This is a genomic window from Rothia sp. HMSC062F03 (assembly GCF_001836905.1).
Lineage (GTDB): Bacteria > Actinomycetota > Actinomycetes > Actinomycetales > Micrococcaceae > Rothia > Rothia mucilaginosa_A.
The window spans coordinates 131062-157067 of sequence record NZ_KV830861.1 but is presented as its reverse complement, the minus strand read 5'-3'; the positions used below and the strand labels follow the sequence as shown (position 1 = coordinate 157067).

Below are 26006 nucleotides of genomic sequence, written 5' to 3'. Positions count from 1 at the left end.
CGCATCCTACGCGTCGGCTGGATCCCGGAGCGCATCCGCCTGCTAAAAGATTGACCGCTAGAGACGACCATCGGGTCGCCGCTAGCGGTCAGCTGTTTTAAGTATGTTGAAGCTACATGCCGGGACGGGGCTGCGAGTCCACGATCTCCAGCAGCTCACGAATCTGCTGGGCGCTCAGCACGGTCGAGGGGTTAATCGCGTTTACCTTCACGCTCGGGGCGCCAATCTCCAGCGCATAGCGCAGAATCTCCAGGGCGTTCGCCGAACGCACCTCAATATGCGGGTCCAGCGCCGCAATCTCAATCGGCGAGGTGAAGACCAGCAGACTCTGCGGGTTGCCGTTCTCGTCGGGATCAAACACGAACGAGGAACCCGAGATGTCGTTCGGGTCCACGCCCACCAGCAGCACCGAGGCAGGAGACACGAGCGAACCCAGCAGCATCTGCATGTTGTCCTGGGTCAGCGCCATCTTCGCGCCATCGTTGCGGGGAGAGGTCACAATCCACTGCACCTGAGCACGCTCAATGTAGCACTCGTGATCGGTTCCGGGATCGACCACAATTAGGTCGAGCGCCTCATTCGCGAGGAAATCCATGAAGACCTTCATCGCGGGCTCGCGAAGAATCAGCTCTTCACCCTCGGATTCCTGGCGCACGTAGCTCTTACCCACGTGCTCCGAGGACGAGAAGACGCACAGGGCCTGCATGCCGGTCTCAGGCATGCGAATCACCTGGTGGGTCAGCACGGATTCGGGGCCCATCGGGTCGGTCTCCGAGGGAATCAGCAGCGAACCGGTCGCGTCCAGCAGAACATCGCCGCCGAGCATCGTGCGCACCACGTTAATGAGGGTGCGTTCCTGCACATCGTTCCGGAAGGTCTGCAGCGCAGCCACCAGGTAGGGATTCGGAATCTCGTGCTCGCTCGAACCCAGAGCCGCTGCGGCCGAGTGTCGGGCGCGCCCCTCCATACGTTCGCGGGCCCACTCGGGCACGCGGGAAGCGTCACGCGGGAACTCAGCCAGGTGCTCGCGCACGTCCGTGGCGGTCAGGGTGCCTTCGTTCTTCCAGTTGTCCGGCTCGTCGTCGCGGTTGTACGATGCGCCCACGCTGAACTGCGGGTTGGGCCAGCCGGTGGCCGCCACCACGATAGATGCGGTGAACCAGGTGCCGCGGTTACCGTCGTAGGCTGCGCGCTGCAGCTTGCGCACCTCAGCGATAATGGGCGAACCCTCCTTGAGGGGGCCAACCGTACCGATGTACTCCTCGCCGTCACGGAATTCGCGTACCCGCACAAAAATCTGCCCCGCGAGAGGCTTCACGTCGAGTACCATTTCGCTCCAGCCGGGGTCGGCGTTCACAACGTCGAGCAGCCAGCTACCAATGTTATTGAGCGCGTCCTGGATGCGCGCAGCGCGGCTACTCGTCTCGGTGAGGCGGGGTTCAGTCATGTGTTCATACATCCTTGAGTGTTGAATTACGGCGCGGCAGAGTGCATCCGTGATTGCATGTGAAAGATCTATGGGCTTGCAGTGGTGCCGGAAAAAGCCGCTCACTTCGATTCTAACGAACGTGTCAGCTTCACGGTCATAGTTTACGCCGAAAGATGTATGTTCGCCCTCTCCTCGACGCTCCTTAAAACCCCGAATCAGACCCCCGCCCTCAACCTCAGCAAGAGGCTGAACCGAGGTCCGCGGCCTCCTCCATCGAGCCCTGCCCGCCACGCATCCGTCGAAAGAGCGCCCGAAACGGGGGATACAGGGCAGATACACCCTCAAAAGGTTGATAATCTTAAATCATGACGAATTCTCTGCAGGATCTTATCGACGCATCGATTTTTATCTCCACCGAGTACCAGGCTCGACTCGCCGAGCTCGTGGGTACCTCCGAGTGGAACGTGGACTTCACTTCTCAGTCCCTGGACTTTGAGACCGTTCCCCCGCTCTCGCTCAAGCCGCACCTGCTGGGCACCGAATCCGAAAACCGCGGCACCTGGATTTGGTCCTGGCAGCAGCTGGGCTACTTCCCCGACTCCGTGGTTTCCGCAGCCATTCAGGCCCGCGAAGCTGGCGAGCGCGACGGCCTGGTCGAACTGACCACCGATGAGCTTCCCCTCTCGGAGTCCCTGGCCCGCCGGCTCACCCTGGCGGCCAAGACCCTGAGCGGTCTCTACGCCCACTACCCGCTGCCCGCCGGTGCCGGTGTGCGCGCGTGGACTCTGCTGGAGGGTCACGAGCTGGCCCTCGAGGCCCCCACCTACAAGGGCATCGGCCGTGTTATCGCCAAGACCCTGCAGAGCGAAGAGATTCACAACCAGGTTCTGGCGGTGGATTCCTACGCCCAGCAGCGCGGCTTCCACATTGCCTGGGATACCGAGGCAACCGCCGTGCTGACCGCAACCGACGGTGCACTGCGCCTGTGGTTCGACGACGGTCGCATCAGCGGTATTGAGGAGGCCGAGCCGCAGGTTGGCCCCGAGGTTCTGGAGCAGTGCGCCGCCGCCGCTGCCCAGCGTCGCGAGTCGCTCGCAGCCGCCCGTACCGAGATTGAGCGCATCGCCGCTGCCGAGGCCGCCGCTCAGAGCGCCCAGCGCGAGCAGGAGGCCGCCGAGCGCGCCGCCGCCCGCGCCGAGGCCGAGCGCGCCGTCGAGATTGCGGAGCACGCACCGGTTGCTGACACCTACGAGGCACCCGCCGCCGAAGCTCACGAGGAGTACGAGGCACCCGTCGCCGAGGCTCAGCCCGCCCCGGCGGAACAGCCCGTCGAGGAGCACGAGCCCGAGCAGGCCCGCGTCTACACCGACGCCTCGATTGGTGCCGAGGACGAGCAGCACGTTGAAACTCACGAGGCTCCCGCCGAGCAGGCACCGGCAGAGCAGCACGCCGAGGAGCCCGAAGCTTACGAGGCACAGGGCGAGTACACCGAAGAGGAAATCGCCGAGTACGTGGAGCCGATTCACAACGCCGGCGACGCCCCCGACCTGCCCGCCGAGCACGAAGAAGCCGCTCACGAAGAGTACGAGCGTCAGCACTTCGAGGAGCGCCGCGAGGAAGAGCAGCAGAAGCCCGAGCCCAAGAAGAAGGGCTTCTTCTCCCGCTTCTTCGGCCTCTAAACCGAATACACAACACCCCGTCAGGCGCGGTATCCTCGTGGTACCGCGCCTGTCGGCGTCCGGAGCACCTCTATCCGGTCCCCACGAGGATGTCTGCAGTGCGCGGGATTGATTGTGTGCGGCCCCAACCCGACGAATAACGCTCAAAGAACACGCACAGAAGAAAGTAGCTCAAGAAGAAACCATGTCAGAGACGCAGAAACACGCCACCCGTAACGGGTTTATCACCATCATCGGTACCTACCTCATCTGGGGTCTGCTCCCCCTCTACTTTGTGGTCATGGCGCCGGCCGGGCCGATTGAAATCGTCGTGGCCCGAGTGGTCTTCTCCCTCATCTTCTGCGCCCTGCTACTACCTCTTGTTCGGGCAACCGCCGACTTCCGCCGAACCCTGCGGAACCGCCGCATCATGCTGGTGCTGACGGCCGCCTCCATTCTCATCTGCGCAAACTGGCTCATCTACGTGGTGGCGACGACGACCGGCCACACGATTGATGTGTCGTTGGGATATTTCATCAATCCGCTGGTTTCGGTGGTGCTGGGCGTAATTTTCCTGCAGGAGCGGCTGCGCGCCGCGCAGTGGGTCTCGGTGGCGATTTCCTGCATCGCTGTGCTGATGATGAGCCTCATCTACGGGCAGGTGCCGTGGACCGGCCTGGGCGTGGCCTTTACTTTCGGCATCTACGGCCTGCTCAAGGCCCGTATCGCCCATGAGGTGAGCCCCATCGTCTCGCTGTCCCTCGAGACGCTAATCCTGGCTCCCTTCGGCGTTATTGCGCTCTTCGTCCTCAACGCACAGGGTCAGATGACCCTCTTCAGCGAGGGCACCGGGCACTTCTGGCTCCTGGCGTCCACCGGTGTGGTCACCGTTGTGCCGCTCATGCTCTTTGCGGCGGCAACCAAGGCCCTGCCGCTCTCGGTTATCGGCATGGTGCAGTACCTGGGCCCGACCATCCAGTTCGTTCTGGCCATCACCGTGCTGCACGAGCGCATGAGCCCCGATAAGGTGCTGGGCCTGGGCCTCATCTGGGTTGCGCTCATCATTTTCACGGTGGATGCTCTGCGTGCCTCTCGTTCCTACCGCGCCTCCGCGCTGTCGGATCCGGAGACCGGCATGATTCCGCTGGTTCAGGCGGAAAACGTACAGGCTGAGGATGCGCAGATTCTTCTGGAAGAGCAGGAGCAAACCCAGCGCTCCGAGAACAAATAGTTCCCTCCCCCGTTCTGTCCCTTCGGCACGCTCAACACCCGCATAAAATACAGTGATGCCCCGCCAACTATACCGGCGGGGCATCACTGTATGTCGCGTTTACGCTCTAGAGCTCGGAGCCCTGAGCCTCAGCCGCTTCGTCCAGGGCATCCAGGTCCGGATGACGGTGCAGGTTCAGCATCGCCAGGCCCAGGCCACCCCAGATAATCAGGATGGCCACAATCAGCATCACAATTGCAGAGATAGACATGAGGGCTCCTAACGGGTAATGGTCGTATCGACGTGGTCGTGCTCCACCTGACCGGCAATCACCGGAGGTGCCGGAGGCTTCTCAGCGGCACGAGACTTCTTCGACCAGGGCAAGAGAGAAACAACGATCGCGCCGACCAGCAGGAGCGCGCTCATACCCCAGCCGAAGATTGCCAGCATATCTGTCGGGTAACCCTCGTACGGAGTCTGAATCAGCTTGATGACGCTCTGAATCAGGGAGTAGCCAAGAACCAGCGGGGTCACGACGGCCAGCAGAACCATCCAAATCTTACCGACCTTGATGGAGGAGTAACGGTTCAGGTGCTCGGCCAGGGCGGGCAGCGCACGCACCACGTACGCCACGACGATGATGGCGCACAGGCCGGCGGCCAGAATACCGAAGAGGTTCACGAAGTTATCGAGAATATCGAGCACGTACAGGCCGGTGGTGGTCGGCATCAGCAACAGCGAAATTACGGCGACCGGAATAATCACCAGGGCGGTGGAGGCAAGACGCGAGGTGGCGAACTTGTCCTGAACACCCGCAATAATCACCTCAAGAATCGAGATGAGGGAGGTGAAGCCCGCGAAGAGCAGGGAGCCGAAGAAGAGAATACCGATCAGCACACCGCCGGGAGCCTGAGAAATAATGGTCGGGAACGCGATGAACGCCAGACCAATACCACTGGTCGCGACATCGCTCACCTGGGTGCCCGCAGCCTGAGCCATGAAGCCCAGAGCCGAGAACACACCAATACCCGCAAGCAGCTCGAAACCGGAGTTTGCAAAGCCAACCACGGCACCCGAACCGGTCAGGTCAGCCTTGGGCTTCAGGTAGGAGGAGTAGGTGATCATAATGCCGAAGCCGATGGACAGCGAGAAGAAAATCTGGCCGTAGGCGGCAACCCACACATCCGGGTTAGCCAGCGAATCCCAGCTGGGGGTGAACAGCGCGTTCAGACCGTCAACTGCGCCGGGCAGGGTCAGGGAGTAAATCACCAGGCCCACGAACATGACCAGCAGCAGCGGGATAAAGACGATGTTGGCCGCGCCAACACCCTTCTGCACGCCCAGAGCCATCACAGCCAGCAGCACACCCCAGACGAGAACCATGGGAATCAGGATGTTCATGTTGAAGTCCAGGGAGACACCGGGGGTGTCCGCAACCTTCAAGAACTCACCCTGGAAGAACGCCTTCGGGTTATCGCCCCACGCATTGGTGAAGGAGAAAACCATGTAACGCAACGACCACGCCACAATAGCGGCGTAGTAGATAGCAATCACGAAGTTAATACCCATGTGCCACCAGCCGATGAACTCGGTCTTGCGGTTCAGGCGGCGGAAGGCCAGCGGCGACGAAGCACGCGCACGGTGACCAATGGCGTAGTCAAAGAACAGGAAAGTCAGGCCGGCGGTTAGCAGGGCGACAATGTAGGGGATCATGAAGGCGCCGCCGCCGTTGTCGAATGCGATGTAGGGGAAACGCCAAATATTGCCCAGACCAACAGCAGAACCGATGGCGGCAAAGATAAAGACGCGGCGGCTCGAGAAGCCTTCGCGCTTCGCGGGCGCCTTAGGGGTAGATGCTCCCATTGTTGTAAACCTCTAGATGTGGGGACGCGGATGGTTGGTGCGAGGGGAACCGCGGGTTGGCGGGACTTGCTCGCGTCCAAGAGAAGCGACGGCCCGTCCAACGCGGGGTGGGCGAGGGAGCCGTCGGGGGTCCAGAACGTGGTGGCACGTTTTAGACATGACTCTCAGGTTTACCTTAAAGAGCGAGAACCGGTCAAGAAATTCCCGCACAACCCCACCATGCGAAATATCGGAGCCCCGTTCAAACGAGACACGACACAAAATTCTGCCCGCAGATACGCCGTGAGGCCCCGCTCGTCCTGGTGGACGGGCGGGGCCTCACGGTCAAGAATCAGAAGGCAACCCTTTAGCTGAGACTAGCCCTCGCGGTGAACTACGGCGTGGGCGAAGGACTCCAGCGCAGCCTTCGCGGTGGAATCGGGCAGTGGAGCGATCGCCTCAATCGCGCGATCGGCCCAGTCGTAGGCAATCTGCCAGGCTTCCTGGGTGACCGGGTGGGCCGAGAGGGCCTCAACGGCCGTCTCCAGGGCCTCGTCGGAGCTGAGGTCGGCGTCCAGCAGGGCGCGTACCTCGCGGGCGGACTCATCGCCGGCCGCCACAGCGCGATCCAGCAGGATGGTCGGCAGGGTCGGAACGCCCTCGCGCAGGTCGGTGCCGCGGGTCTTGCCGCTGGTCTTACCGTCGCTGACAATGTCAATCACGTCGTCCGCCAGCTGGAAGGCCACGCCCACCAGCTCGCCGTAGGTCTTGACCATCGAGATGACTTCCTCGGAGGCACCCGACAGCAGGGAGCCGTACTCGCCGGCGGCGGCAATCAGGGAGCCGGTCTTGCCCTCGATGACGGCGATGTAGTGGTCAAGTAGGTCCTGGCCCTCGCGCGGGCCGGTGGTCTCGAAGAGCTGACCGAGCACCAGGCGCTCGAAGGTCTGGGACTGGATCTTCATGGGGCGGGTACCCAGCTCGGAGACCAGCAGGGAGGCGCGGGAGAAGATCAGGTCGCCGGTCAGAATTGCGACGGAGTTACCCCAAATCATCTGGGCGCTGTCCACGCCGCGGCGCTTGGGGGCGTCGTCCATGACGTCGTCGTGGTAGAGGGTTGCCAGGTGGGTCAGCTCAACGACCACGGCGGCTTCGATAACCTCGTCGTTGATTTCGCCGTCCACGGCTGCCGAGAGCAGGGCCAGCAGCGGGCGCACGCGCTTGCCTCCGGCCAGAAGCAGGTGGCGGGAGGCGACGTCGGCCAGGTGGTCGGTCTGCGCGATGGCCTCGCCCAGGCGCTCCTCAATACGGGCGAGGGACGAGAGGATCTGCGGACCCAACTTGGGGTCTGCGGCGATCAGTTCGAATCCCGCGGGAAGCTTCAGATCGAGGTCTCCCAGCAGGTCGGTGGCGGCGATGGGCTGCTCTGCGTTGGTCACGGTGTCTTCTATCTTCTTGGTGTTTTCTAGTGGTCCGTCCCTCGGAATGTCCTATCGGGGCGGCGTGAAAACGGTGCGGTGGGTATGTCGGGGTGGTGTGAACGTTATGCGTTGGATTCCACAGGCTTGAAGCCGCGGTGAATGGCAACGATACCGCCGGTCAGGTTGCGGTACTGCACCGAGGTGAATCCCGCCTCCTTGAACTTTTCGGCCAGTGCCTGCTGGTTGGGCCAGGCGATGATGGACTCGGCGAGGTATTCGTAGGACTCGGGGTTGGAGGAAATTGCGCGCGCAATCGGCGGAATCGCCTTCATGATGTAGTTCTTGTACACCGCGCCGAAGGGGGCGAAGGTCGGGGTCGAGAACTCGAGAATCACGATGCGGCCGCCGGGCTTGAGCACGCGGTAGATTTCGCTCAGCGCCTTGGGGTAGTCTGCGACGTTGCGCAGGCCGTAGGACATGGTGACCGCGTCGAAGGTGCCGTCTTCAAAGGGCAGGGCGGTGACGTCGGCCTGCACGAAGGTCATGTCGGGACGGCGGCGACGACCAACGTCCAGCATGCCCTCGGAGAGGTCGGCGGCGATGACGTCTACACCTGCGTCGACGAAGGGTTCGGATGAGACGCCGGTTCCTGCGGCTACGTCCAGGACCTTCTGGCCGGGGTGCGCGTCGACGGCGGCGACGGCCTGCTTGCGCCAGTAGATGTGCTGGCCGAGGGAAAGGATGCCGTTCATCAGGTCGTATCGTTCGGCGACGGTATCGAACATTGCGGCGATGTCGCTGGTCTTCTTATCCAGGGTGGCGCGGGTGGCGCGGGTATTCTTCTCTGCGTTCACGCTCTCAATTGTGGCATGGAGGTTGGGGGATTCGATAGTTGGGTGAACCGTAGTTACGTCATGTGAGGGGTTCGCTGGCTCGCTCGGATGATTTTTGGGCCGCATAGGCGGGGTTTTATTCATCCTTCGAGGGTAAATTTATGTATATTCAGCAAAATATTATGAATATTTATGTATATGCTTGCATTTTTTAACATGCAGGCGCACAATAGACTCTAGATTTCATAGAACGCGCCGCTCAACGAGTGAACGCACACCGCACATAGGAGCACCCCAATGAACACCGCAATCCTCAAAAAGGCATCCTTCAAGCCGCTGGCCCTGCTGGCGGTACTGCCCCTGGCACTGACCGGCTGCGTCTCCACCGCCAACGAGAACTCCGACGCCAACGGCGAGGTCAGCCTCGTCAAGTCCGGCGTGCTCAGCGTCTGCACCAACACCCCCTACAAGCCCTTCGAATACGAAGAGAACGGCACCGTCGTGGGCCTGGACGCAGACATCGCCAACGCCATCGCCTCCGACCTGGGTGTGAAGGCACAGCTGACCTCCATCAGCTTCGAGGGCCTAGACTCCGGCACCGGTCTGTCCACCGGCCAGTGCGACATCGCGCTGGCGGGTATCGGCGTGACCGACGAACGTAAGAGCAAGATGGAGTTCACCACCGTCTACTTCGACGACAACCTGGCCATCCTGGTTCCCAAGGGCTCCTCCATCACCTCCGCAGCCGACCTGAAGGGCGTGGCCGTCGGTGCCCAGCAGGCTACCAGCGGTGAGACCTACGCCAAGGAAAACGGCGCAGAGGTCATCCAGTACGAAGACACCTCCCTCATGTTCTCCGCTCTGAAGACCGGTCAGGTCAAGGCAGTCGCCGCGAACCTCTCCGTGATTTCCGAGGCGCTGACCAACGACCCGGACTCCTTCAAGATTGCCTACCAGGATTCCGAGAATACCGAACAGATTGCCGCAGCAGTCTCTTCCAACAACAAGGCACTGCTGGCCAAGGCCAACGCCACCATTGACAAGCTCAAGAAGAACGGCGAGCTCGACAAGATGAAGGCCAAGTGGGTGGGCACCACCTCCTCGGCCTCCGCGAGCGCCTCCTCCTCCGCGTCCTAACTCCCTCATCGGTTAGTTCCTCCCCCAATTCAGGAGTACCCTAATACTTTTGGGTTGGGGAGGTCCCAGCCTTTTTCCGCGAGCGTTTAGTACGCTCTTGACCGAACAGCACTCGATAAGAAAGCGCATGTCCTCTAAACTTTCACCCCGCCAGAAGCAGAAGCTCTTCCGCTACGCACAGTACGCCATCCTGGCCGTTATTGCCCTGGCTGCCATTCTGCTGGCTGACTGGAAGACCCTCAGCCAGCAGGTCTTCAACCTCGATGTGGCGGCCAAGCAGTTCCCCGACGTCATCACCGTGGCGCTGAAGAACACCCTGCTCTACACCGCGCTGGGCTTTGTTGTGGGCCTCTCCGGCGGTCTACTGCTGGCGCTCATGCGTATTTCCTCCATTGCCCCGTACCGTTGGATTGCCACCCTGTACGTTGAGCTCTTCCGCGGTATCCCGGCACTGCTGGTCTTCTTCGCCTTCGGTTACGGTATTCCGCTGGCCTTCAAGATTCGCTTCGTGGATAACCTAATTCCGGTGACCCTGTCTCTGGGTATGGTTTCGGCTGCCTACATCAGCGAGGTGTTGCGCGCGGGCCTGCAGGCCATTCCGAAGGGCCAGATGGAGGCGGCACGCTCCCTGGGTATGTCCCACACCCGCGCGATGATCTCGATCATCATCCCGCAGGCCTTCCGCGTGGTGCTTCCCCCGCTGACCAACGAGGTTATCCTGCTGACCAAGGACTCCTCCCTCGTCTACTTGCTGGGCGTGACCGTATCGCAGTACGAGCTGGCAAAGTTCGGCCGTGAGGGCCTGACCGCCGCCAATGCGGGCCTGACTCCCCTGGTGGTCGCCGGCCTGTGCTACCTCATCATCACCGTCCCGCTGGGCCAGCTCTCCGCATACTTTGAGCGCCGCACCCAGCTGACCGGCCGCAAGTAAGCGCAACGACGAGACAGAACGGATTACGGATACTATGACCGCTTCAACTTCATCCATGGCCGCCTCCTCGGTGCGCATTTCTAACCTGCACAAGTCCTACGGCAAGGTCCAGGTGCTCAAGGGCATCGACATGGAGGTCGCCCCCGGCGAGGTCGTGTGCCTCATCGGTCCCTCCGGTTCGGGCAAGTCCACCCTGCTGCGCTGCGTGAACCTACTGGAGGAGCCGAACGACGGCACCATCATGGTGGGCGATACCGAGGTCACCGACCCGGACGTGGACATTAACCGCGTGCGCACCCACATGGGCATGGTGTTCCAGCAGTTCAACCTCTTCGGTCACCTGAACATCCTGGATAACTGCACGATTGCCCAGATTAAGGTGCTGGGCCGCTCCAAGGAGGAGGCGGAGGCGGTGGCCCTCGAGCAGCTCGCTAAGGTGGGCCTGGCCGGCAAGGAAGACCGTTTTCCCGCTCAGCTTTCCGGCGGCCAGCAGCAGCGTGTGGCTATCGCCCGTGCGTTGTCCATGCACCCCGACCTGATGCTTTTTGACGAGCCCACCAGTGCGCTGGACCCGGAGATGGTCGGCGAGGTTCTGAGCATTATGCGTAACCTGGCCGATGAGGGCATGACCATGATTGTGGTGACCCACGAGATGGCGTTCGCCCGCGAGGTGGCCGACAAGGTCGTCTTCATGGCCGACGGCGTGGTCGTGGAGGAAGGCCCTGCCGACCAGGTGATTGGCGCCCCCAAGCACGAACGTACCCGGGCTTTCTTGGCTCGAGTGCTCGATCCGACCCACGCGGTTGTAAACTAGTACTAGCTCTTGAAAATATAGCGGGCGGTGCTGTACGAAACATTCTGTTTCGCGCAGCACCGCCCGCTTTTTAATGCTCTAGTTCGCCGCTATTTCGGTTCTAGAAGATACGGCGCGCCACCTTGTCAAAGAGACGGTCCGGTAGCACGGTATGCAGGAACACGGAGGGCTTAGCACCGAAACCTACCAGGTAGCGGGTCTTGGAGCGGCGCGCCTCCAGGGCTCGCAGAATAGCGTTAGAGATAACCTTGGGCTCTGAAAGGTTGGAGGACGGCGAGTAGAGCTTACGCATATTTGCCGCAACGCGCTGTGCCTGAGCCGCGTAGACACCGTTTCGGGAGGATTCCTCGAGGTGGTCTGCCGCGATGAGCCCCCAGGGGGTCTTGATGCCGCCGGGCTCGATAATGACCACGTCAATACCGAACTCTTCAACCTCCATGCGTAGCGCATCGCTGAACGCCTCGAGAGCGTACTTGGTGGCGTGATACCAGGCGCCCAGGGGCGAGGTAATACGCCCCGCCATTGAGGAGATGTTCAGGATGCGCCCGCTGCCCCGTGCGCGCATATGCGGCAGCACCAGCTGGGTGAGGCGCGCGAGGCCGAAGAGGTTCACCTCGAACTGGCGGCGTGCCTCGTCGATGGGGACGTCTTCAATGGCGCCGTAGGATCCGTAGCCTGCATTGTTAATGAGCACGTCAATGCGACCTTCTGCCTCAATAATCTGCTGTACGGCGGCTTCCATGGATGCTTCATCGGTAACGTCCAGGCTGAGCGATTTCACGCCTTCGGAGGCGAGCTCTTCAATCTTCTCAACGCGGCGGGCGGCACCGTAGACGGTGTAGCCGTAGCGCACCAGCAGCGGCGCTACGTCGTAGCCGATACCGGAGCTGGCGCCGGTGAGAAGAACGACGGGGCGTTGCAGTGACTTGGGCATTGCGTATCCTTTCGGGTTGCTCCCTGTGAGGTTAGCGGGAGTGTACTTCTCAGGGTACGCCCGCGCGGGGGCGTACGAGCATGCAGAAAGCTCAGGGCGTAGCTGCGGGTATTCTCGCCGACATATATGAGGGCAGGAGGACAGAGAAAAAGCTCGCCGCGGCATCCTGTGCAGATGCGGCGGCGAGCTAAGGTTTTGGGGTCAGGGGTTTAGAGGCCGGGGTTTAAACCTCTTCCACCTCAACGGTGAGCTTGGGCTCGGGGTGCGACTCGCCGGTCAGCATGGTCACCAGCAGGGTGGAGTCCTTCACGGCGCGCAGGGAGTGCAGAAGCTTGGCGGTCACGTGAATCGGCTTGCCCGGGACCAGGGTAATATCGCGATCCTTCACATGGAAGATCACCTCGCCCTTGAGAACCTGCACGAAGATGGGGTGCACGCTGTGGTGCTCGTGCCAGGACTGGCCGGCCGCCAGCTCCATGAGGGTCAGGTTGCCGCCGTCGGCGTCCACAATCTTGCGGGCCTGGGGCTTGTCTTCGAAGGGCTTTAGCTCCTCGGTGAGCTGGGGGAAAATGATGACGCGGCCTTCATGGGTACCTGCCATGGTACGCACCTTTCTACTCGAGCCGGGCGGAGTATGCGGCCCGGCGGCTAGTCGCCAATACTGTTATTTGGTATCAAAAATACCAATTATTTCCATTGTATTCTGCGCTCCCCCGCGAGGCAACGCCCACACACAAAGCCAATAAAAACGCGTGCCCCGCCGCATGAGGGCGAGGCACGCATTTGGGTTACGCCTGACGCTTGCTATTGCGTGCGCGCAGCAGATTCACCGTCAGCGCCGTCGTACCGAAGCTCACCGCCACGATCATGCAGGTCGCTGCGGTAAACGCGCCTCCCGGGATGGGCGAGAAAATCGCAATCAGGTACAGAATCACGGAACAGAAGGAAAGGAAAAGCGTCGCAATCGTCAACAGCGGCACCAGCACCAGGCCGCCGCGCGCGGCAATCGTGAAGTCGCCGCGGCGCACGTAGCGCAGCACGGTCATGCCCAGCACCGTCCACATGGCGGTCACGAGAATCGCGGTCACAACATCCACCGGGCGGTGCCAGCCGTTAATAATCGTGGAGGCACCCGTCAGGCAGGTCGCGACCGCCGCCAACAGGGCCACGGTCGGACGCATCAGCCGGGGAGCCGCCAGGAAGAGGGCCGCACCGGCCGCCGCCGCGAACGTCGTGTGGCCGCTGGGCGCCGAATTGCTCACCGCCTCCTGAATACCCCAGTCGGGCTTCACGATGATGTAGTTCTTCAGCGCGTAGGTCGTGACGCAGGCTCCCACGCCGCAGAGCACCCCCACCAGTGCCGGGAGGAACCGGTGCTTCCATACCAGCACCGCAATCAGGCCGAGCACCGCCACCACACCGACAATCGTCGGCAACGAGTCCAGCGCGGTCAGGGTCGGACCGCGATAGTTGAGGAACTGGTTCGTGTACTCGGCGTAGGCCTGCTCATCCACCTGCTGGCCAACGTGCGTGTAGATGAAGAAACGGAAGGCCCCGAAAAGCGAGGCCCCCAAGAAGAGCAGGGCAAAGAGATGCCGCATCAGAAGGCCGGTACTCGGGAAGCTCTTCGGGTCGCCCTCACCCGGGCGGATCGGGTTGCCCATGGGGCTCATCGAGGTCACTCCAACCTGGGAATAGACGTTGCCCGTTTGAGAAGCGGGAGGGAAGGCCTCGTTGGGGTAGGGAACGCCGGAATACGAGGCTCCCCCGTAGGAAACGTTGGGGTTCGCCGCGCGAGGCGGCACCGGCGCGGCGGGTGCAGCCGGAGTCGCGGGCTCAACCCTGGGGGCCGCATAGGGCGAGCGAGAAGCCTGAATGGTCGGCTCCTCAAGCGTCTGGGTGGCCTGCATGAGGCGGGTGGAGCCGTCAGTGTTCGACAGCAAGCGGGTGTCGGGGCTTCGGGCGGGGAGCACCTCGGTGGGGTCCTGTGCATCGTGCGCGTACGCGCGCGCGGAAGAGGAACGGGCGGCCGAAATCGGCTGGGTCGCAGAGATAGGCTGGGTATCGGAGAGCTCGGCCGCGCGGTCCGCGACGGCCTCGGCGGAGAAGGGCAGGGTAGGGGCATCATCGCCGGTCTGGAGCGGGCGGGTTGCCTCAGAATCGCTCACCGCGCCGCTCGCGACGGTTTCGTGCGCGTTCCATCGATAGCTCATAAGCCCCTCCACACTTCGTTTCGTACCTTCTCCCTCATGGCGTTACCTCGCGGCGGTCCACCCGGCGGCGAAGACCCCCAAGCCTTCGCGCGAGTCGAATGCGGTCACCGCGCTGATAGAGTAACTACCTCACTATCTCAGGTTAAGCTATGAAAAGGTAAAGTTTTTGGGTCGCTAAGCTGAGAGTTTCCGCAAAATACGCAGGCTTAACGCGAGAGGTATCGAAAGTTCCCCAAACCCCCCATTAAAAGCCCTGGTCAGCGGCGTGCCGAGCGCCCGGTTCGAGTTGGGACGTGCCCCATATCGAGGGGCTTGAACCGCTAAAAAAATTTTTAGCGGGGAAAGGACAACAGTGAGCGTGCATCACAAATCATCACCCGCAGAGTCCACCCCGGGCGGCGTGCCGCCCCTGGGCTACGGTTTCCGCCTCGCGGGGCTTCCGCTACCCCCGCTGGACGAGGTGCTCGAGCGCCTAGCCGTCGTCGATATCCCCATGAACGTCACCTTCCGCGGTGTGAACCGTCGCCAGAGCGCGCTCATTCGCGGCCCCCGAGGCTGGGGCGAGTTCGCGCCATTCCTCGAATACGGCGACGAAGAGGCGGCCGCCTGGCTCGCCTGCGCCCTCGAAGCGGCCTGGCTCCCCGCCCCCGAGCCGGTGCGCGAAAGTATTCCGCTCAACGCAACCCTGCCCGCCGTCCCCGCCGAACGCGTGCCCGAGGTACTCGCCCGCTACGACGGCACCATCCGGGAGCTCAAAATCAAGGTCGCGGAGAAGGGCCAGAGCCTCGCCGACGACGTGGCCCGCGTGGCCGCCGCGCGCGAGGCGCTCCCCGAGGCTCGCCTCAAGATCGATGCGAATATGGGCTACACCCTCTCCGGCGCTCTTGAGGCGCTCCGCAAACTCTGCGAGTACGGCCTCATCTACGCCGAGCAGCCGGTCGCCACCATCGAGGACATGGCGGCGCTCCGTTACGCCGTGGCCAAGGAGGGACTGCCGGTCCGCATCGCCGCCGACGAGTCGATTCGCAAGGCCGAGGACCCGCTGCGCGTGGCCCGCGCCAATGCCGCAGACCTCATCGTCATCAAGGCCGCTCCCCTGGGCGGTGTTCGCCGTGCCCTGACCATCGTTGAGCAGGCCCAGCTTCCGGCCGTCGTCTCTTCGGCCCTGGAAACCTCGGTGGGCATCGCAACCGGTGCCGCCCTGGCGGCCTCCCTGCCGACCCTGAAGTACGGGTGCGGCCTGGGAACCGTCTCGCTCATGGCCGAGGACGTCGCCGAGGACCCCATGATTGCCCACGACGGGCTCATGCGGGTGCGAGCCGTCGAGCCCGACCCGCAGCGCCTCGAGCGCCTGGCCGCCGACGAGCCGACCCGCCGGTGGTGGGCTGAGCGGGTGAGCCGCTGCTACCGCGTGCTGGAACGCATCCACCGCGGCTAGACCGCCGCTAGAGCATGGGGGCTTGAGCCTCTCAAGAACCGCGCGTCGTCACGAACCCGTGCGTCATGAACCAGCGCGCGAAGGTAACCCATACCGGCCCGATATGGGCGCGGCATTAGAATGGTACGGTGACTAAACATCGCTCCATCCCCGCCATGCTGACCGCAATTTCCGTGCTCGACTCACTGATTCGCGCCGGAATGCGGCATATTGTCGTGTCCCCGGGCTCCCGCAGTGCGCCCCTGGCCTACGCCATCGCCGCGGCCGCCGAAGCCGGAGCACTCATCGCTCACGTGCGAGTGGACGAGCGAACCGCCGCCTTCACGGCTCTCGGCATCGCCAAAGCCTCGGGCCGCCCGGTGGGCCTTGTGTGCACCTCCGGTACGGCTCTGGGCGAGTACATGCCGGCCGTCATGGAGGCCTACCATGCCGGCATACCCCTCGCGATCATGAGCGCAGACCGCCCCGAGCGTCTGCGTGGAAGCGGCGTCAACCAGACCACCCACCAGGCCGGGTTCTTCTCTCCCTTTGTGCGCGCCGAGGCCGACCTGACCGCTTATCCCGAGCAGGAGGAAGGCGAGCAGACCTTTGCCTTCGCTGCCTGCCTCAACGCTTTGACCGGCCGCGCCGCAGAAAACTGGGCCCGTCCCTCGGCCGAGCCCATCGGCCCGGTTCATCTGAACCTCTGCTTCGATACGCCGCTCACCCCTTCCGGGCAGTTCGCGCACGCCCTGCCGCAGTGGGCCCAGAGCCTGCTCGAGGACTACGATCCGCAGGAGGAGGCTCGCCTGCGCACCGACCGCGCCGAGGGGTCGGGGCTTTCCGCGCTAGAAAGGGAGTGGCTTCTGAGCTCCCTCAGCACCGGGGCCCAAACCATTGAGGCGGATGCGCCCGCGCTCTCCACCACCGCGCGAACCGTCGTGGTGGCCGCTGACGGGGCCGGGGAATTTGCCGCCGAGTTCGCGCGCGTGCTGAACCTGCCGCTGCTGGCTGAGCCCTCCTCCGAGGCACGCCACGGCGCAACCGCCATTCCGCACTACCCGCAGTTGCTCTCCTCAGAGGGATTCGAGCCTGCCGCGCGTATTGAGCGCGTGGTGCTCTTCGGTCACCCGACCCTTTCGCGCCCCGTGACCGCTCTACTGGCCGACGAGAGCGTGACCTGCGCCTACTACGCGCCGCGCCGCGCCAGCTGGTACGAGCCCGGAGCGCGTTCCTTCATCGAAATCTCCAGCCCGCAGCAGCTCGCCGAGTTCGCGCGCGGTGTCAAGGACGCCCCGGCCGAGGGCACCGACCCCGCGGAAGAAGAAACCGGTGAAACCGCCGAGGCCTGGGTCCAGCAGTGGATGCGTGCCGGCAAACAATTGCAGCAGGCCGCGCTGCGCGAAATTGAGACCTACGAGCACCGCGCGGACGGTGCCTCGGGCAATAGCCCAGAGGAAGAGGAACGCTACCTCGACTACCGCAATCGCACCGCCGGACGCTCCTACGCCCGCCGCGTTTGGCGGGAAGCCGTGGAGCAGAAGCGGCTCTTCGTGCTGGGTTCCTCCAACCTTGTGCGTGATCTGGAGGCGGCGGCCCCCGCCCTGGGCGAGCCCGCCCCCGCGCGCGTCTTCGCCAACCGCGGTCTGGCCGGTATCGACGGCACCACGGCAACCGCCATCGGCGTTTCCCTCTCGGGCTACTACCCCGCCGGGACGGATTCCGAGGGCCGCCCCGTCATCGGCGGCTCCGCCCTGCCGGTGACCCTGCTCTGCGGCGACCTGACCTTCCAGCACGACATTGCGTCGCTCAATCTGCCGAGCACCGAGCTACTACCCGACCTGCGCATCGAGGTCTTCGACGACGCCGGCGGCGGCATCTTCACGACCCTGGAACACGGCGAACTGGCCCGCGATGAGCAATTCGCCGCCGCGGTGAGCCGCTTCTTCACGGTCGCGGCCGCCCCGAACACCAACCTGGCGCGCATGGCCGCCGGGTTTGGCGCCGAATCGGGTATCGAGGTGCGTATTCACACACCCTAGCGGGCGAGGCTGATCCCCGGAGAACCACGGGCTACGGATATACTGAAGACTGTATGCGCCCCACCGCGGGTTTACCCGGCAAATACCCGGTACCGGGGCCGCCGCAAGGGATTTTCCCGCTTAGATATCTATCGTCCGTCCGCTCCGGGAGCGTGCCGCTCGTCCCGCCAATTGTGATGAGCATTGCGCGCATTTTCCCCGGCGGATCCCTCTCAAGGAATCTCATGAGCTCACTCGATATTATTGTTGCCGTTCCCTCCGGCGCCGGTTGGGTTCCGGTGCACGCCATGGCGGACCTCCTGGCCCACTACACCGGCAGCACCGTCCACACCGTCAACGTGGGGGCTTCTCTGTCCAAGGAAACGAAGCTTCTGGCTCGCCTGCCGCGACTCAAGGGCGGTTCCCGCCGCTGCGTGGTCATCGCCTCCGACCCCGGCCAGCTCTACGCCGTCGCGCAGCGTTCCTTCGCATTCCGCCGCTACGGTGCCATCTACGGTTGGGTCATTGACAGCTTCTGGGACGACCGTATTCCCGCCGTTGCGAAGTCCTCGGTCTACGACCGTATCTTCGTCGCCGACGCCGACGACGTCCAGCCGTGGACCGCGGCCGGCGTGAAGACCCCGGGCGTGTTGCCCTGGGGAGCGGATGTGTGGAGCGCTTTCTCCGACCGTCTAGCGGCACTGGAGTCCAAGACCACCGATCTGCTGCGCGTGGGCCGACAGCCCGCCGCATATGAGGACGACGAAGCAACCGCTCGCCTGGCCAAGGAGCTGGGTTTGAGCTTCGAGGGCCGCCCGCCCTTTGGCACGAACGACCGCGAGTCGGCGCAGCACCTGCAGGATTCGCTGAACCGCGCGAAGTTCCTGCTGGCCTTTTCCACCTCGGTGAGCCCCGCCCCCTACACCCACCCCACGAAGGAGTACATCACCGGCCGCTGGACCGATGCTCTGGCCTCCGGCGTCACCGTGGTGGGTCAGGTTCCGGACACGAGCACCGTACGCGAGATTCTCTGGGACGGTGCGACCGTCGATATCGATCACGCTGATGCTCGCGCGGGCCTCGCGCAGGTTGCCGAGGCCGCCTCGCGCTGGACCCCCGAGCAGGGCGAGCGTCAGATTCGTCGCGCCCTGCAGCACCTGGACTGGCGCCACCGCTTCGTGGAGCTCTGCGGCGCGATGGGCGAAGTTCCCGCTGCGCTGAAGACCGACTGCGAGGCCATGCGCGCGGAGTACGCCGCGGCGTAGATCTCCCTAGCGCACGACTGATATATAACGCAGGTGCGGGCTGGCTTCTAAGAAGAAACCGGCCCGCACCTGCATTTATGCCGTATTGGCTATATCGAATATGCTGAGGTTCGGTGAGGCGGCGGGGCGCTCTACGACCCCGCGCGCCGTGGAATACAGGGCCTAGTAGGCAGCCTTACCCAACGTAATCGGGCCCGTAAAGCCGCTCGTGTCCGGCTGCTCCGCGTCGAAGTTCTCAGAGTCGGGGGCGTTCTCGAGCTGGGCCAAACGGTCCAACAGGAAGCGGGTCGCGCCCGGCGCATAGGGCAGCTGGTACATTGCGGCGGTGGTCGCCTCGTCCTCGCGGTCCAGGGTCGAGGCACGAATTGACTTGATCGCGCTAATCATAGTGTTGCGTTCGCGCTCCACGAAGGTGCGGTCCACGGGCTCGCCGTTACCGGGCACGAACACGCGGTAGCGGTCGAATTCCAGCACGGCACCCAGGGTATCAATCCAACGATCGGGGAAGGAATCCTCGAAGTACGGGTCGGTGCCTTCCTCAATGAGGCCACCCATGAAGAGCACGTCCTCAACGCCGACCATGATGTCGCCGTCCGTGTGGCCGGGACCCATGTACATGAGGGTTGCGCTACGCTCACCCAGGTCGATCGGGGTGAAGGTGATGCCGTCGCCGTTGTTAGCGACCAGGTGGTTGGGCACGACGATATCGGTGGCGGCACCCTGGTGGTGCGCCATCTCAGGCTCGAGGGTCTCAACGTAGGATCGCTGCGCCGCGCCGTACTTGCGGATGGCGCGAGCGGCGCGGGGGTGCGCCCAGAACTCCTCGACCCCCATAGCCGCGAAGACGTCGTTACCAAAGAAACGTTCGTAGTGGCCGTGGGTGTTCACTACGGTAATCGGAAGTCGGGTGAGGCGGCGAACCTCATCATAAATTTCGGTGGCCTGACGGGGACCGGCGCCGGTATCTACGACCAGTGCCCGTTCCAGTCCGAGAACCAGTCCGGTATTGAGTCGGTAGTTATCCGTCGCGATGCGATACACGCCGTCGGCAAGTTCAATTGTGCGAGCCATAGATACAACCCTACTGGAATTTTTGAGCGATGTTGCGCCATTGCACTCTCAGAGAGCAAGATTTCCCTTTTTGGAAAAGGAAATTGGGCACACTCCGAGAGGTTTTCGGATTCCGGAGCCCCGGCCGCCCGGCCCGGATCCGCCTTGGTTGCAGTGCTTTCCGCGTAGGATGGAACCATGATTTCTCCAGATTCTTCGAACGATGTTTCCGGTGCGGTTTTCCCCAGCGGCACGGGACGCTACGCCCCCTCCCCCTCCGGCGACCTGCACCTGGGTAATTTGCGCACCGCGATTCTGGCGTGGGCGATGGCTCGCCGCGGTGGTAAGTCTTTCTACATGCGCGTTGAGGATCTGGATCGTGTGCGTCCCGGTGCCGCGGAACGCCAGCTGGCCGATCTGCGAGCCATGGGCCTGGACTGGGATGTCAGCCCGGGCAGCGCGGCAGAGAGTACCGAGAGTAAGGAGGCCGGCGTCCTCTACCAGAGCACGCGCCTTGCCGCCTACGAGCGTGCGGTTCAGCGCCTGCGCGAGGCGGGCCTCGTGTACGAGTGCTACTGCACCCGCCGCGAGATTCAGGAGGCCTCGAGCGCACCGCACGGTGCCCCGGGCGCCTACCCGGGCACCTGTCGCGGACTGAGCGAGGCGCAGCGCGAGGAACGCCGCGCCCAGCGTCCGCCGGCTCTGCGCCTTCGCGCCGAGCGCACGAGCTACACGGTGCATGATGATTTTTACGGCCCCTACACCGGGCTGGTGGACGATTTCGTGTTGGTACGCAACGACGGCACCTACGCGTACAACCTGACCTCCGTGGTGGACGACGCTTTCGTGGGGGTTGAGCAGATTGTGCGCGGCGATGATCTGCTACCCTCCGCGCCTCGCCAGGCGTATCTGGCGGGCCTGCTGGGTCTGCCGCAGCCGCGCTACGCGCACGTTCCCCTGGCGCTGAACGAAGAGGGTAAGCGCCTGGCCAAGCGTGACGGCGCGGTCACTCTGCCTCAGCTTCAGGAGGCGGGGGTGACCATCCCCGAGGTGCTCGGCTGGATTGCAGCCTCCATTCCGGTGCTGGACGATTCGGGCCGCCCGCATGAGGCTCGGGTTCCGGTGCCGGATGCTTCGGTGATTCTGGAGCGTTTTGACCCGGCCCTCATGTCGCGTGAGCCCTGGGTCGTGCGTAATCTTTAGACCTTCACACCACGTAACGCGGGCTCTTCCTGCCCCGTACCCCCTTCTATGGGCGACACGTTAGACGACACCCCGTCAAGGTTTTTAAACTTTTCGTTTTCTTCGTTTGCATTGAATATGCCGATGCGCGTTTGTGTTGCCTTTGCATAGCTAAGCCCGTGGCACAATGCCCGAAAGCCCTATCACCCCGGGTTTTCGGGCATTTTTTCACACAGATTCCCACTGTCTCCCACACATACGGTTACCCGCAATATTCTATTGATGCATATTTATTTGTTTACCGCATAACTAAATTTCGCAACGACGGTTTTATTTTCCGTTCTGAAGAATCTAGAATGTATCCCAGACCACTTATAAAGTTATGGAGTAGCGTATAAATACACACAGACGCTCACCAACACCAGGAGAGAAGGAAAACAATGGCCGCGAGTACATACCAAATTATCGCGCTGGCGATATATTTTGTCGCCATGATCGCGATCGGCCTGTGGGCCAATAGCAAGAACAACAGCCTCGACGACTACGTGCTGGGTGGACGACAGCTCTCCCCCACCGTCGCCGCTCTCTCGGCTGGCGCATCCGACATGTCCGGCTGGCTCCTCATGGGCCTGCCCGGCGCCGTCTACCTCAGCGGCCTCTCCCAGGCTTGGCTCGCCGTCGGCCTGACCATCGGTGCGTGGTGCAACTGGAAGTTCGTGGCACCGCGACTGCGTAGCTACACCGAAGTTGCCGGCGACGCAGTGACCGTCCCCGTCTTCCTGAGCAACCGCCTCAAGGACACCAAGCGTGTGCTTCGCATCGTCTCCGGCGTCGTGATTCTAGTGTTCTTCACCTTCTACGTCTCCTCCGGTATGGTGTCCGGCGGTCTGTTCTTCAAGTCCTCCTTCGGACAGGAATACCACACCGGCATGCTCCTGCTGGCAGGCATCACCGTGTTCTACACCTTCTTCGGCGGCTTCATGGGCGCATCCTACACCGACATGGTTCAGGGCCTGCTCATGCTCGCAGCACTCATTGCCGTTCCCGTCGTCACTATTATTGACCTCGGCGGCGTGGGCCCCGTGGTTGAGTCCATCAGCCAGGTTCGCCCCGACGCCCTCAGCATCTTCGCGGGCACCACCTTCGCCGGTATTATTTCGTCCCTTGCATGGGGTCTGGGCTATTTCGGCCAGCCGCACATTATCGTGCGTTTCATGGCGCTGCGCACCCCCGCGGACGCTAAGTCCGGCCGCCGCATCGGCATCAGCTGGATGGTCCTGACCGTGTTCGGCGCACTCAGCGGTGCATTCATGGGTATCGCATACTTTGCACGCCACCCCGAGGCATCCCTCACCAACCCGGAAACCGCTGAGTCCGTGTTCCTGGACCTCTCCCAGATTCTCTTCCACCCCTTTATTGCAGGTCTGATTCTGGCCGCGGTTCTGGCGGCAATTATGTCCACCCTCTCCTCGCAGCTGATCGTGTGCTCCTCCGCTCTGGTTGAGGACCTCTACGGCATCTTCTCCTCGAAGAAGCTCAGCGCCGGCAAGTCCCTGTGGCTCGGCCGTGCAGGCGTGGCAATCGTGGCACTGGTCGCCGGTGCCCTGGCATGGAACCCCAACAGCTCCATTCTGCAGCTGGTCGCATTCGCTTGGGCTGGCTTCGGTTCGGCATTCGGCCCGACCGTTCTGCTCTCCCTCTACTGGCGTAAGCTGACCACCCAGGGTGCACTCGCCTCCATGATTACCGGTGCCGTTGTGGCATTCGCATGGGGCCAGAGCCCGATGAAGTCCGTGCTCTACGAAATGGTTCCCGGCTTCGCGTCGGCTCTACTGGTCGCCATCGTGGTTTCGCTCATGACCTACAAGAAGAACGACGCCATTGACGAAGAGTTCGACCGCGCGGTTGAGCTCGCCAAGGTCAAGTAAAGAGTCTCTTCCCCAAGGCTCGGGCCGCACACACGCGGTCCGGGCCTTGGTCTGTTTATAGGGTCTTAACCTGCCAAGATACAGGTATGAGCGCAAGGACAGAGCCCCTTCCCCGCGCATCATATTCTGCTATTGGAATATTATGCCGAGCGTGCTTCGTTCCCCGGCCTCGACGAGCCGCACCGCGGGCACCGTAAAATAGGGTCTATGACTGCACAACTTCCCGAAAAGGTCTCGGACATCTTCAACCCCGCCGACTGGCGCGTCGTTGAGGGCTTCGAGGACTTCACCGACATCACCTACCACCGCCAGGTTGAGCGCGACGAAAACGGCGAGATTCTGCGCGATCTGCCCACCGTGCGCATCGCCTTCGACCGCCCCGAGGTGCGCAACGCATTCCGCCCGCACACCGTCGACGAGCTCTACCGCGCCCTCGACCACGCCCGCATGACCTCCAACGTGGGCACCGTACTGCTCACCGGCAACGGCCCCTCCGCCAAGGACGGCGGCTGGGCATTCTGCTCCGGCGGCGACCAGCGCATCCGCGGCCGCGACGGCTACCACTACGCCAGCGGCGACACCGCAGAAAGCATCGACCCGGCACGCGCGGGCCGCCTGCACATCCTGGAGGTGCAGCGCCTCATCCGTACCATGCCCAAGGTCGTTATCGCCCTGGTCTCCGGCTGGGCAGCCGGTGGCGGTCACTCCCTGCACGTGGTGGCCGACCTGACCATCGCCTCCGAAGAGTACGGCAAGTTCAAGCAGACCGACGCAACCGTCGGCTCCTTCGACGCAGGCTACGGTTCGGCGTTGCTCGCACGCCAGGTGGGCCAGAAGTTCGCCCGCGAAATCTTCTTCCTCGCCAAAGAATACGACGCCCAGCGCATGTACGAAATGGGCGCGGTCAACGACGTCGTCCCCCACGCCGAGCTGGAGAACAAGGGTCTGGAGTACGCGGCGCACATCGCCCGCCAGTCCCCGCAGGCAATCCGTATGCTCAAGTACGCCTTCAACCTGCCCGACGACGGTATGCTCGGCCAGCAGGTCTTCGCCGGTGAGGCCACCCGCATGGCCTACATGACCGACGAGGCCGTGGAGGGCCGCGATGCGTTCCTGCAGAAGCGTGACCCGGATTGGTCCAACTACCCCTACTACTTCTAGTAGCTTCAAATGAATAGGCTCGGAGCCGGATTCACCCCTGAGACCCTCAGCTAAGAATCCGGCTCCGGCGCGTTGTTGGGCGCGTTATTGCAGCCCCGGCGCATGACACGCCACTAGAGCACAGCCGCTACGAACAGCCGCTAAGGACTTTCTATGATTACCACCCCCGTACCCGGGCTCGAGCCCCTACCCGCCCCCGGGGAGGATGCCCTGCACCCTCACGCGGTACGCTTGCGGGCCGATCGACCCGCCGATCCGCGGGCCCTTCTGGATTCTTTCGGGCGAATCTTCGCGGGGAACGATCAGGATTCCGTCGCCCTGCTCGTGGGTACCTCCGGTTCCACCGGAATCCCCAAGCACACCGCGCTGAGCGCCCGGGCCCTGCGGGCGAGCGCGGAGGCTACCGAGGGCTTCTTCAAGAGCGCGGGAAGCGAGGCCTCCCAGTGGCTTCTAGCATTACCCGCGCACTATGTTGCGGGCGCCCAGGTTCTGGCCCGCTCGGTGCTGGCCGGAACCGAGCCTGTCATCGCACGCTCCGTGACCGAGCCGGTGCACTTTAGCCCCGATGTCTTCCTGCGGGCGGTCGAGCGGCTGAGCTCCACCCGTCGCTTTGTTTCGCTCGTGCCCACCCAGCTGCACAAGCTTCTCGAGACGGCCCGGAACGAGCCGCGCACGGGCGAAGAGATTCACGCCGCGCTCTGCTCCTTTACCGGGATTCTGCTCGGAGGTGCCCCCGCCAGCGCTGACCTGCTCGCAGCCGCCCAAGAGCTGGGGCTCAACGTCGTGACCACCTACGGTAGCGCCGAGACCGCCGGCGGGTGCATCTACTCCGGCCGAGTGCTGCCCGGCGTGCGGGTGGAGCTCGTGCCCGAAGAGGGCATGCCGAGCGTGCCCTCCGCGGGTACGGAGCTAACGAATGAGGACCCGGCGCATGAGGATCCGCCGCAGGTTGGTCGCATCTGGATCAGCGGCGCGCATCTGGCGCAGGGCTACCTGGGCGACCCCGGTCGTACCGCAGAGCATTTCTTCGCCGCTGCCGACGGCACCCGCTGGTACCGCACCGACGACTACGGCCTGCTGAGCACTCACGCCCCCGGTGAGCCGTGCATCCTACGCGTGCTGGGGCGTAGCGACGACATCATCATCACCGGCGGCGTCAAAATTTCGGCCCGCGCGGTAGCTGAGGCTCTTGAGAGCCACCCCGCCGTGCGCGAAGCCCTCGTGTGCGGTCTGCCGGATGCACGCTGGGGCTCCGCCGTGACGGCCGCCCTCACGCTCGTGTCCCCGGCCGAGGGCGCGGCTACGGCCCTCGCCGAGAACGCGGAGCTACGCGAGGCCCTGCGGAGCCTCTGCATCGAACGCCTGGGTGTGGCGGCGGCACCCAAGCTGTTGAGCATCCTGCCCGACTTCCCGCTTACCAGCACCGGCAAACCGGACCGCCGCGAAATATACAGTATCCTGGACAGGGACTATCGGGAGGCCTCGCGCGGATAGTATTCGCGCCGAGGTTCTGCCTCACGGCGCCGTCCCGTACCTCCCGTAGCCCTCCTCACCGCAAAC

Annotated in this window: 21 protein-coding genes; 12 read left to right on the top strand and 9 right to left on the bottom strand. The window is 63.3% G+C overall.

Annotated elements, in window-relative coordinates; all coding sequences use genetic code 11:
* Window positions 1-112: 112 nt before the first annotated feature.
* Entirely contained in the window at window positions 113-1447 is a 1335-nt protein-coding gene (locus tag HMPREF2674_RS00645; RefSeq protein ID WP_070824558.1) for an SseB family protein, read from the bottom strand.
* 347 nt (window positions 1448-1794) lie between these two features.
* Here HMPREF2674_RS00645 and HMPREF2674_RS00640 point away from each other — a divergent pair, with 347 nt between their 5' ends.
* On the top strand, window positions 1795-3108 hold the full coding sequence (locus HMPREF2674_RS00640) for a DUF6882 domain-containing protein (protein ID WP_070483606.1): 1314 nt from the start codon (window positions 1795-1797) through the stop codon (window positions 3106-3108).
* 184 nt (window positions 3109-3292) lie between these two features.
* The gene (gene rarD / locus HMPREF2674_RS00635; protein ID WP_070483603.1) at window positions 3293-4318 is read left to right on the top strand and encodes an EamA family transporter RarD; all 1026 of its coding nucleotides are present in this window, start codon (window positions 3293-3295) and stop codon (window positions 4316-4318) included.
* A 106-nt stretch (window positions 4319-4424) separates the two neighbouring features.
* Here rarD and HMPREF2674_RS09035 read toward each other — a convergent pair whose 3' ends face one another.
* From HMPREF2674_RS09035 to HMPREF2674_RS00620, 4 genes are all read right to left on the bottom strand, one after another.
* On the bottom strand, window positions 4425-4568 hold the full coding sequence (locus tag HMPREF2674_RS09035; protein WP_080974908.1) for a methionine/alanine import family NSS transporter small subunit: 144 nt from the start codon (window positions 4566-4568) through the stop codon (window positions 4425-4427).
* A gap of 8 nt (window positions 4569-4576) precedes the next feature.
* Window positions 4577-6160 carry a sodium-dependent transporter gene (locus HMPREF2674_RS00630; protein WP_049331769.1) on the bottom strand — a complete coding sequence of 528 codons (1584 nt, stop codon included), beginning with the start codon at window positions 6158-6160 and terminating at the stop codon, window positions 4577-4579.
* Between the two features lie 356 nt (window positions 6161-6516).
* The gene (locus tag HMPREF2674_RS00625) at window positions 6517-7578 is read right to left on the bottom strand and encodes a polyprenyl synthetase family protein (RefSeq protein ID WP_049331767.1); all 1062 of its coding nucleotides are present in this window, start codon (window positions 7576-7578) and stop codon (window positions 6517-6519) included.
* Window positions 7579-7682: 104 nt separating this feature from the next.
* A complete protein-coding gene (locus HMPREF2674_RS00620) occupies window positions 7683-8414 on the bottom strand; it encodes a demethylmenaquinone methyltransferase (RefSeq protein WP_070824557.1) in 732 nt (243 codons plus the stop codon).
* Between the two features lie 276 nt (window positions 8415-8690).
* Between HMPREF2674_RS00620 and HMPREF2674_RS00615 the strand changes: the two genes are divergently transcribed.
* The 3 genes from HMPREF2674_RS00615 to HMPREF2674_RS00605 all read left to right on the top strand — a co-directional run bounded on the left by HMPREF2674_RS00615 (window position 8691) and on the right by HMPREF2674_RS00605 (window position 11275).
* Window positions 8691-9530: an ABC transporter substrate-binding protein gene (locus HMPREF2674_RS00615; RefSeq protein ID WP_070824556.1), complete on the top strand. Its 840-nt coding sequence runs from the start codon at window positions 8691-8693 to the stop codon at window positions 9528-9530.
* A 127-nt stretch (window positions 9531-9657) separates the two neighbouring features.
* Window positions 9658-10461, top strand: a complete 804-nt coding sequence (locus HMPREF2674_RS00610) for an amino acid ABC transporter permease (RefSeq protein ID WP_049331760.1) — start codon at window positions 9658-9660, stop codon at window positions 10459-10461.
* Window positions 10462-10495: 34 nt separating this feature from the next.
* Window positions 10496-11275: an amino acid ABC transporter ATP-binding protein gene (locus tag HMPREF2674_RS00605; protein ID WP_049343223.1), complete on the top strand. Its 780-nt coding sequence runs from the start codon at window positions 10496-10498 to the stop codon at window positions 11273-11275.
* Window positions 11276-11375: 100 nt separating this feature from the next.
* Here HMPREF2674_RS00605 and HMPREF2674_RS00600 read toward each other — a convergent pair whose 3' ends face one another.
* From HMPREF2674_RS00600 to HMPREF2674_RS09480, 3 genes are all read right to left on the bottom strand, one after another.
* Entirely contained in the window at window positions 11376-12209 is an 834-nt protein-coding gene (locus HMPREF2674_RS00600) for an oxidoreductase (protein ID WP_070824555.1), read from the bottom strand.
* A 223-nt stretch (window positions 12210-12432) separates the two neighbouring features.
* The gene (locus tag HMPREF2674_RS00595; RefSeq protein ID WP_049331751.1) at window positions 12433-12810 is read right to left on the bottom strand and encodes a cupin domain-containing protein; all 378 of its coding nucleotides are present in this window, start codon (window positions 12808-12810) and stop codon (window positions 12433-12435) included.
* Window positions 12811-12997: 187 nt separating this feature from the next.
* The gene (locus HMPREF2674_RS09480) at window positions 12998-14422 is read right to left on the bottom strand and encodes a phosphatase PAP2 family protein (RefSeq protein ID WP_084824403.1); all 1425 of its coding nucleotides are present in this window, start codon (window positions 14420-14422) and stop codon (window positions 12998-13000) included.
* Window positions 14423-14822: 400 nt separating this feature from the next.
* On the opposite strand from HMPREF2674_RS09480, the gene HMPREF2674_RS00585 reads away from it, so the two are divergent.
* The 3 genes from HMPREF2674_RS00585 to HMPREF2674_RS00575 all read left to right on the top strand — a co-directional run bounded on the left by HMPREF2674_RS00585 (window position 14823) and on the right by HMPREF2674_RS00575 (window position 19125).
* Window positions 14823-15860 carry an o-succinylbenzoate synthase gene (locus tag HMPREF2674_RS00585; RefSeq protein ID WP_070824694.1) on the top strand — a complete coding sequence of 346 codons (1038 nt, stop codon included), beginning with the start codon at window positions 14823-14825 and terminating at the stop codon, window positions 15858-15860.
* 128 nt (window positions 15861-15988) lie between these two features.
* On the top strand, window positions 15989-17881 hold the full coding sequence (gene menD, locus HMPREF2674_RS00580; RefSeq protein ID WP_070824554.1) for a 2-succinyl-5-enolpyruvyl-6-hydroxy-3-cyclohexene-1-carboxylic-acid synthase: 1893 nt from the start codon (window positions 15989-15991) through the stop codon (window positions 17879-17881).
* 224 nt (window positions 17882-18105) lie between these two features.
* Window positions 18106-19125 carry a glycosyltransferase gene (locus HMPREF2674_RS00575; RefSeq protein ID WP_070824553.1) on the top strand — a complete coding sequence of 340 codons (1020 nt, stop codon included), beginning with the start codon at window positions 18106-18108 and terminating at the stop codon, window positions 19123-19125.
* 162 nt (window positions 19126-19287) lie between these two features.
* Here HMPREF2674_RS00575 and HMPREF2674_RS00570 read toward each other — a convergent pair whose 3' ends face one another.
* On the bottom strand, window positions 19288-20196 hold the full coding sequence (locus HMPREF2674_RS00570) for an MBL fold metallo-hydrolase (RefSeq protein WP_070824552.1): 909 nt from the start codon (window positions 20194-20196) through the stop codon (window positions 19288-19290).
* 177 nt (window positions 20197-20373) lie between these two features.
* On the opposite strand from HMPREF2674_RS00570, the gene gluQRS reads away from it, so the two are divergent.
* The 4 genes from gluQRS to HMPREF2674_RS00550 all read left to right on the top strand — a co-directional run bounded on the left by gluQRS (window position 20374) and on the right by HMPREF2674_RS00550 (window position 25940).
* Window positions 20374-21378 (top strand): tRNA glutamyl-Q(34) synthetase GluQRS, encoded by a 1005-nt coding sequence (gene gluQRS / locus HMPREF2674_RS00565; protein ID WP_070824551.1) that lies wholly within the window; start codon window positions 20374-20376, stop codon window positions 21376-21378.
* Between the two features lie 419 nt (window positions 21379-21797).
* The gene (putP, locus tag HMPREF2674_RS00560) at window positions 21798-23285 is read left to right on the top strand and encodes a sodium/proline symporter PutP (RefSeq protein WP_070824550.1); all 1488 of its coding nucleotides are present in this window, start codon (window positions 21798-21800) and stop codon (window positions 23283-23285) included.
* Window positions 23286-23492: 207 nt separating this feature from the next.
* Window positions 23493-24446, top strand: coding sequence for a 1,4-dihydroxy-2-naphthoyl-CoA synthase (locus HMPREF2674_RS00555; protein WP_005508297.1), 954 nt, complete (start codon window positions 23493-23495; stop codon window positions 24444-24446).
* 153 nt (window positions 24447-24599) lie between these two features.
* Window positions 24600-25940: an AMP-binding protein gene (locus tag HMPREF2674_RS00550; protein ID WP_049346873.1), complete on the top strand. Its 1341-nt coding sequence runs from the start codon at window positions 24600-24602 to the stop codon at window positions 25938-25940.
* Window positions 25941-26006 lie beyond the last annotated feature (66 nt).

Coding starts and splice junctions, on each gene's coding strand:
- HMPREF2674_RS00645 (WP_070824558.1), bottom strand. CDS start 1,447: ATGACTGAACCCCGCCTCACCGAGACGAGTAGCCGCGCTGCGCGCATC.
- HMPREF2674_RS00640 (WP_070483606.1), top strand. CDS start 1,795: ATGACGAATTCTCTGCAGGATCTTATCGACGCATCGATTTTTATCTCC.
- rarD (WP_070483603.1), top strand. CDS start 3,293: ATGTCAGAGACGCAGAAACACGCCACCCGTAACGGGTTTATCACCATC.
- HMPREF2674_RS09035 (WP_080974908.1), bottom strand. CDS start 4,568: ATGTCTATCTCTGCAATTGTGATGCTGATTGTGGCCATCCTGATTATC.
- HMPREF2674_RS00630 (WP_049331769.1), bottom strand. CDS start 6,160: ATGGGAGCATCTACCCCTAAGGCGCCCGCGAAGCGCGAAGGCTTCTCG.
- HMPREF2674_RS00615 (WP_070824556.1), top strand. CDS start 8,691: ATGAACACCGCAATCCTCAAAAAGGCATCCTTCAAGCCGCTGGCCCTG.
- HMPREF2674_RS00610 (WP_049331760.1), top strand. CDS start 9,658: ATGTCCTCTAAACTTTCACCCCGCCAGAAGCAGAAGCTCTTCCGCTAC.
- HMPREF2674_RS00605 (WP_049343223.1), top strand. CDS start 10,496: ATGACCGCTTCAACTTCATCCATGGCCGCCTCCTCGGTGCGCATTTCT.
- HMPREF2674_RS00600 (WP_070824555.1), bottom strand. CDS start 12,209: ATGCCCAAGTCACTGCAACGCCCCGTCGTTCTTCTCACCGGCGCCAGC.
- HMPREF2674_RS00595 (WP_049331751.1), bottom strand. CDS start 12,810: ATGGCAGGTACCCATGAAGGCCGCGTCATCATTTTCCCCCAGCTCACC.
- HMPREF2674_RS09480 (WP_084824403.1), bottom strand. CDS start 14,422: ATGAGCTATCGATGGAACGCGCACGAAACCGTCGCGAGCGGCGCGGTG.
- HMPREF2674_RS00575 (WP_070824553.1), top strand. CDS start 18,106: ATGAGCTCACTCGATATTATTGTTGCCGTTCCCTCCGGCGCCGGTTGG.
- HMPREF2674_RS00570 (WP_070824552.1), bottom strand. CDS start 20,196: ATGGCTCGCACAATTGAACTTGCCGACGGCGTGTATCGCATCGCGACG.
- gluQRS (WP_070824551.1), top strand. CDS start 20,374: ATGATTTCTCCAGATTCTTCGAACGATGTTTCCGGTGCGGTTTTCCCC.
- putP (WP_070824550.1), top strand. CDS start 21,798: ATGGCCGCGAGTACATACCAAATTATCGCGCTGGCGATATATTTTGTC.
- HMPREF2674_RS00555 (WP_005508297.1), top strand. CDS start 23,493: ATGACTGCACAACTTCCCGAAAAGGTCTCGGACATCTTCAACCCCGCC.
- HMPREF2674_RS00550 (WP_049346873.1), top strand. CDS start 24,600: ATGATTACCACCCCCGTACCCGGGCTCGAGCCCCTACCCGCCCCCGGG.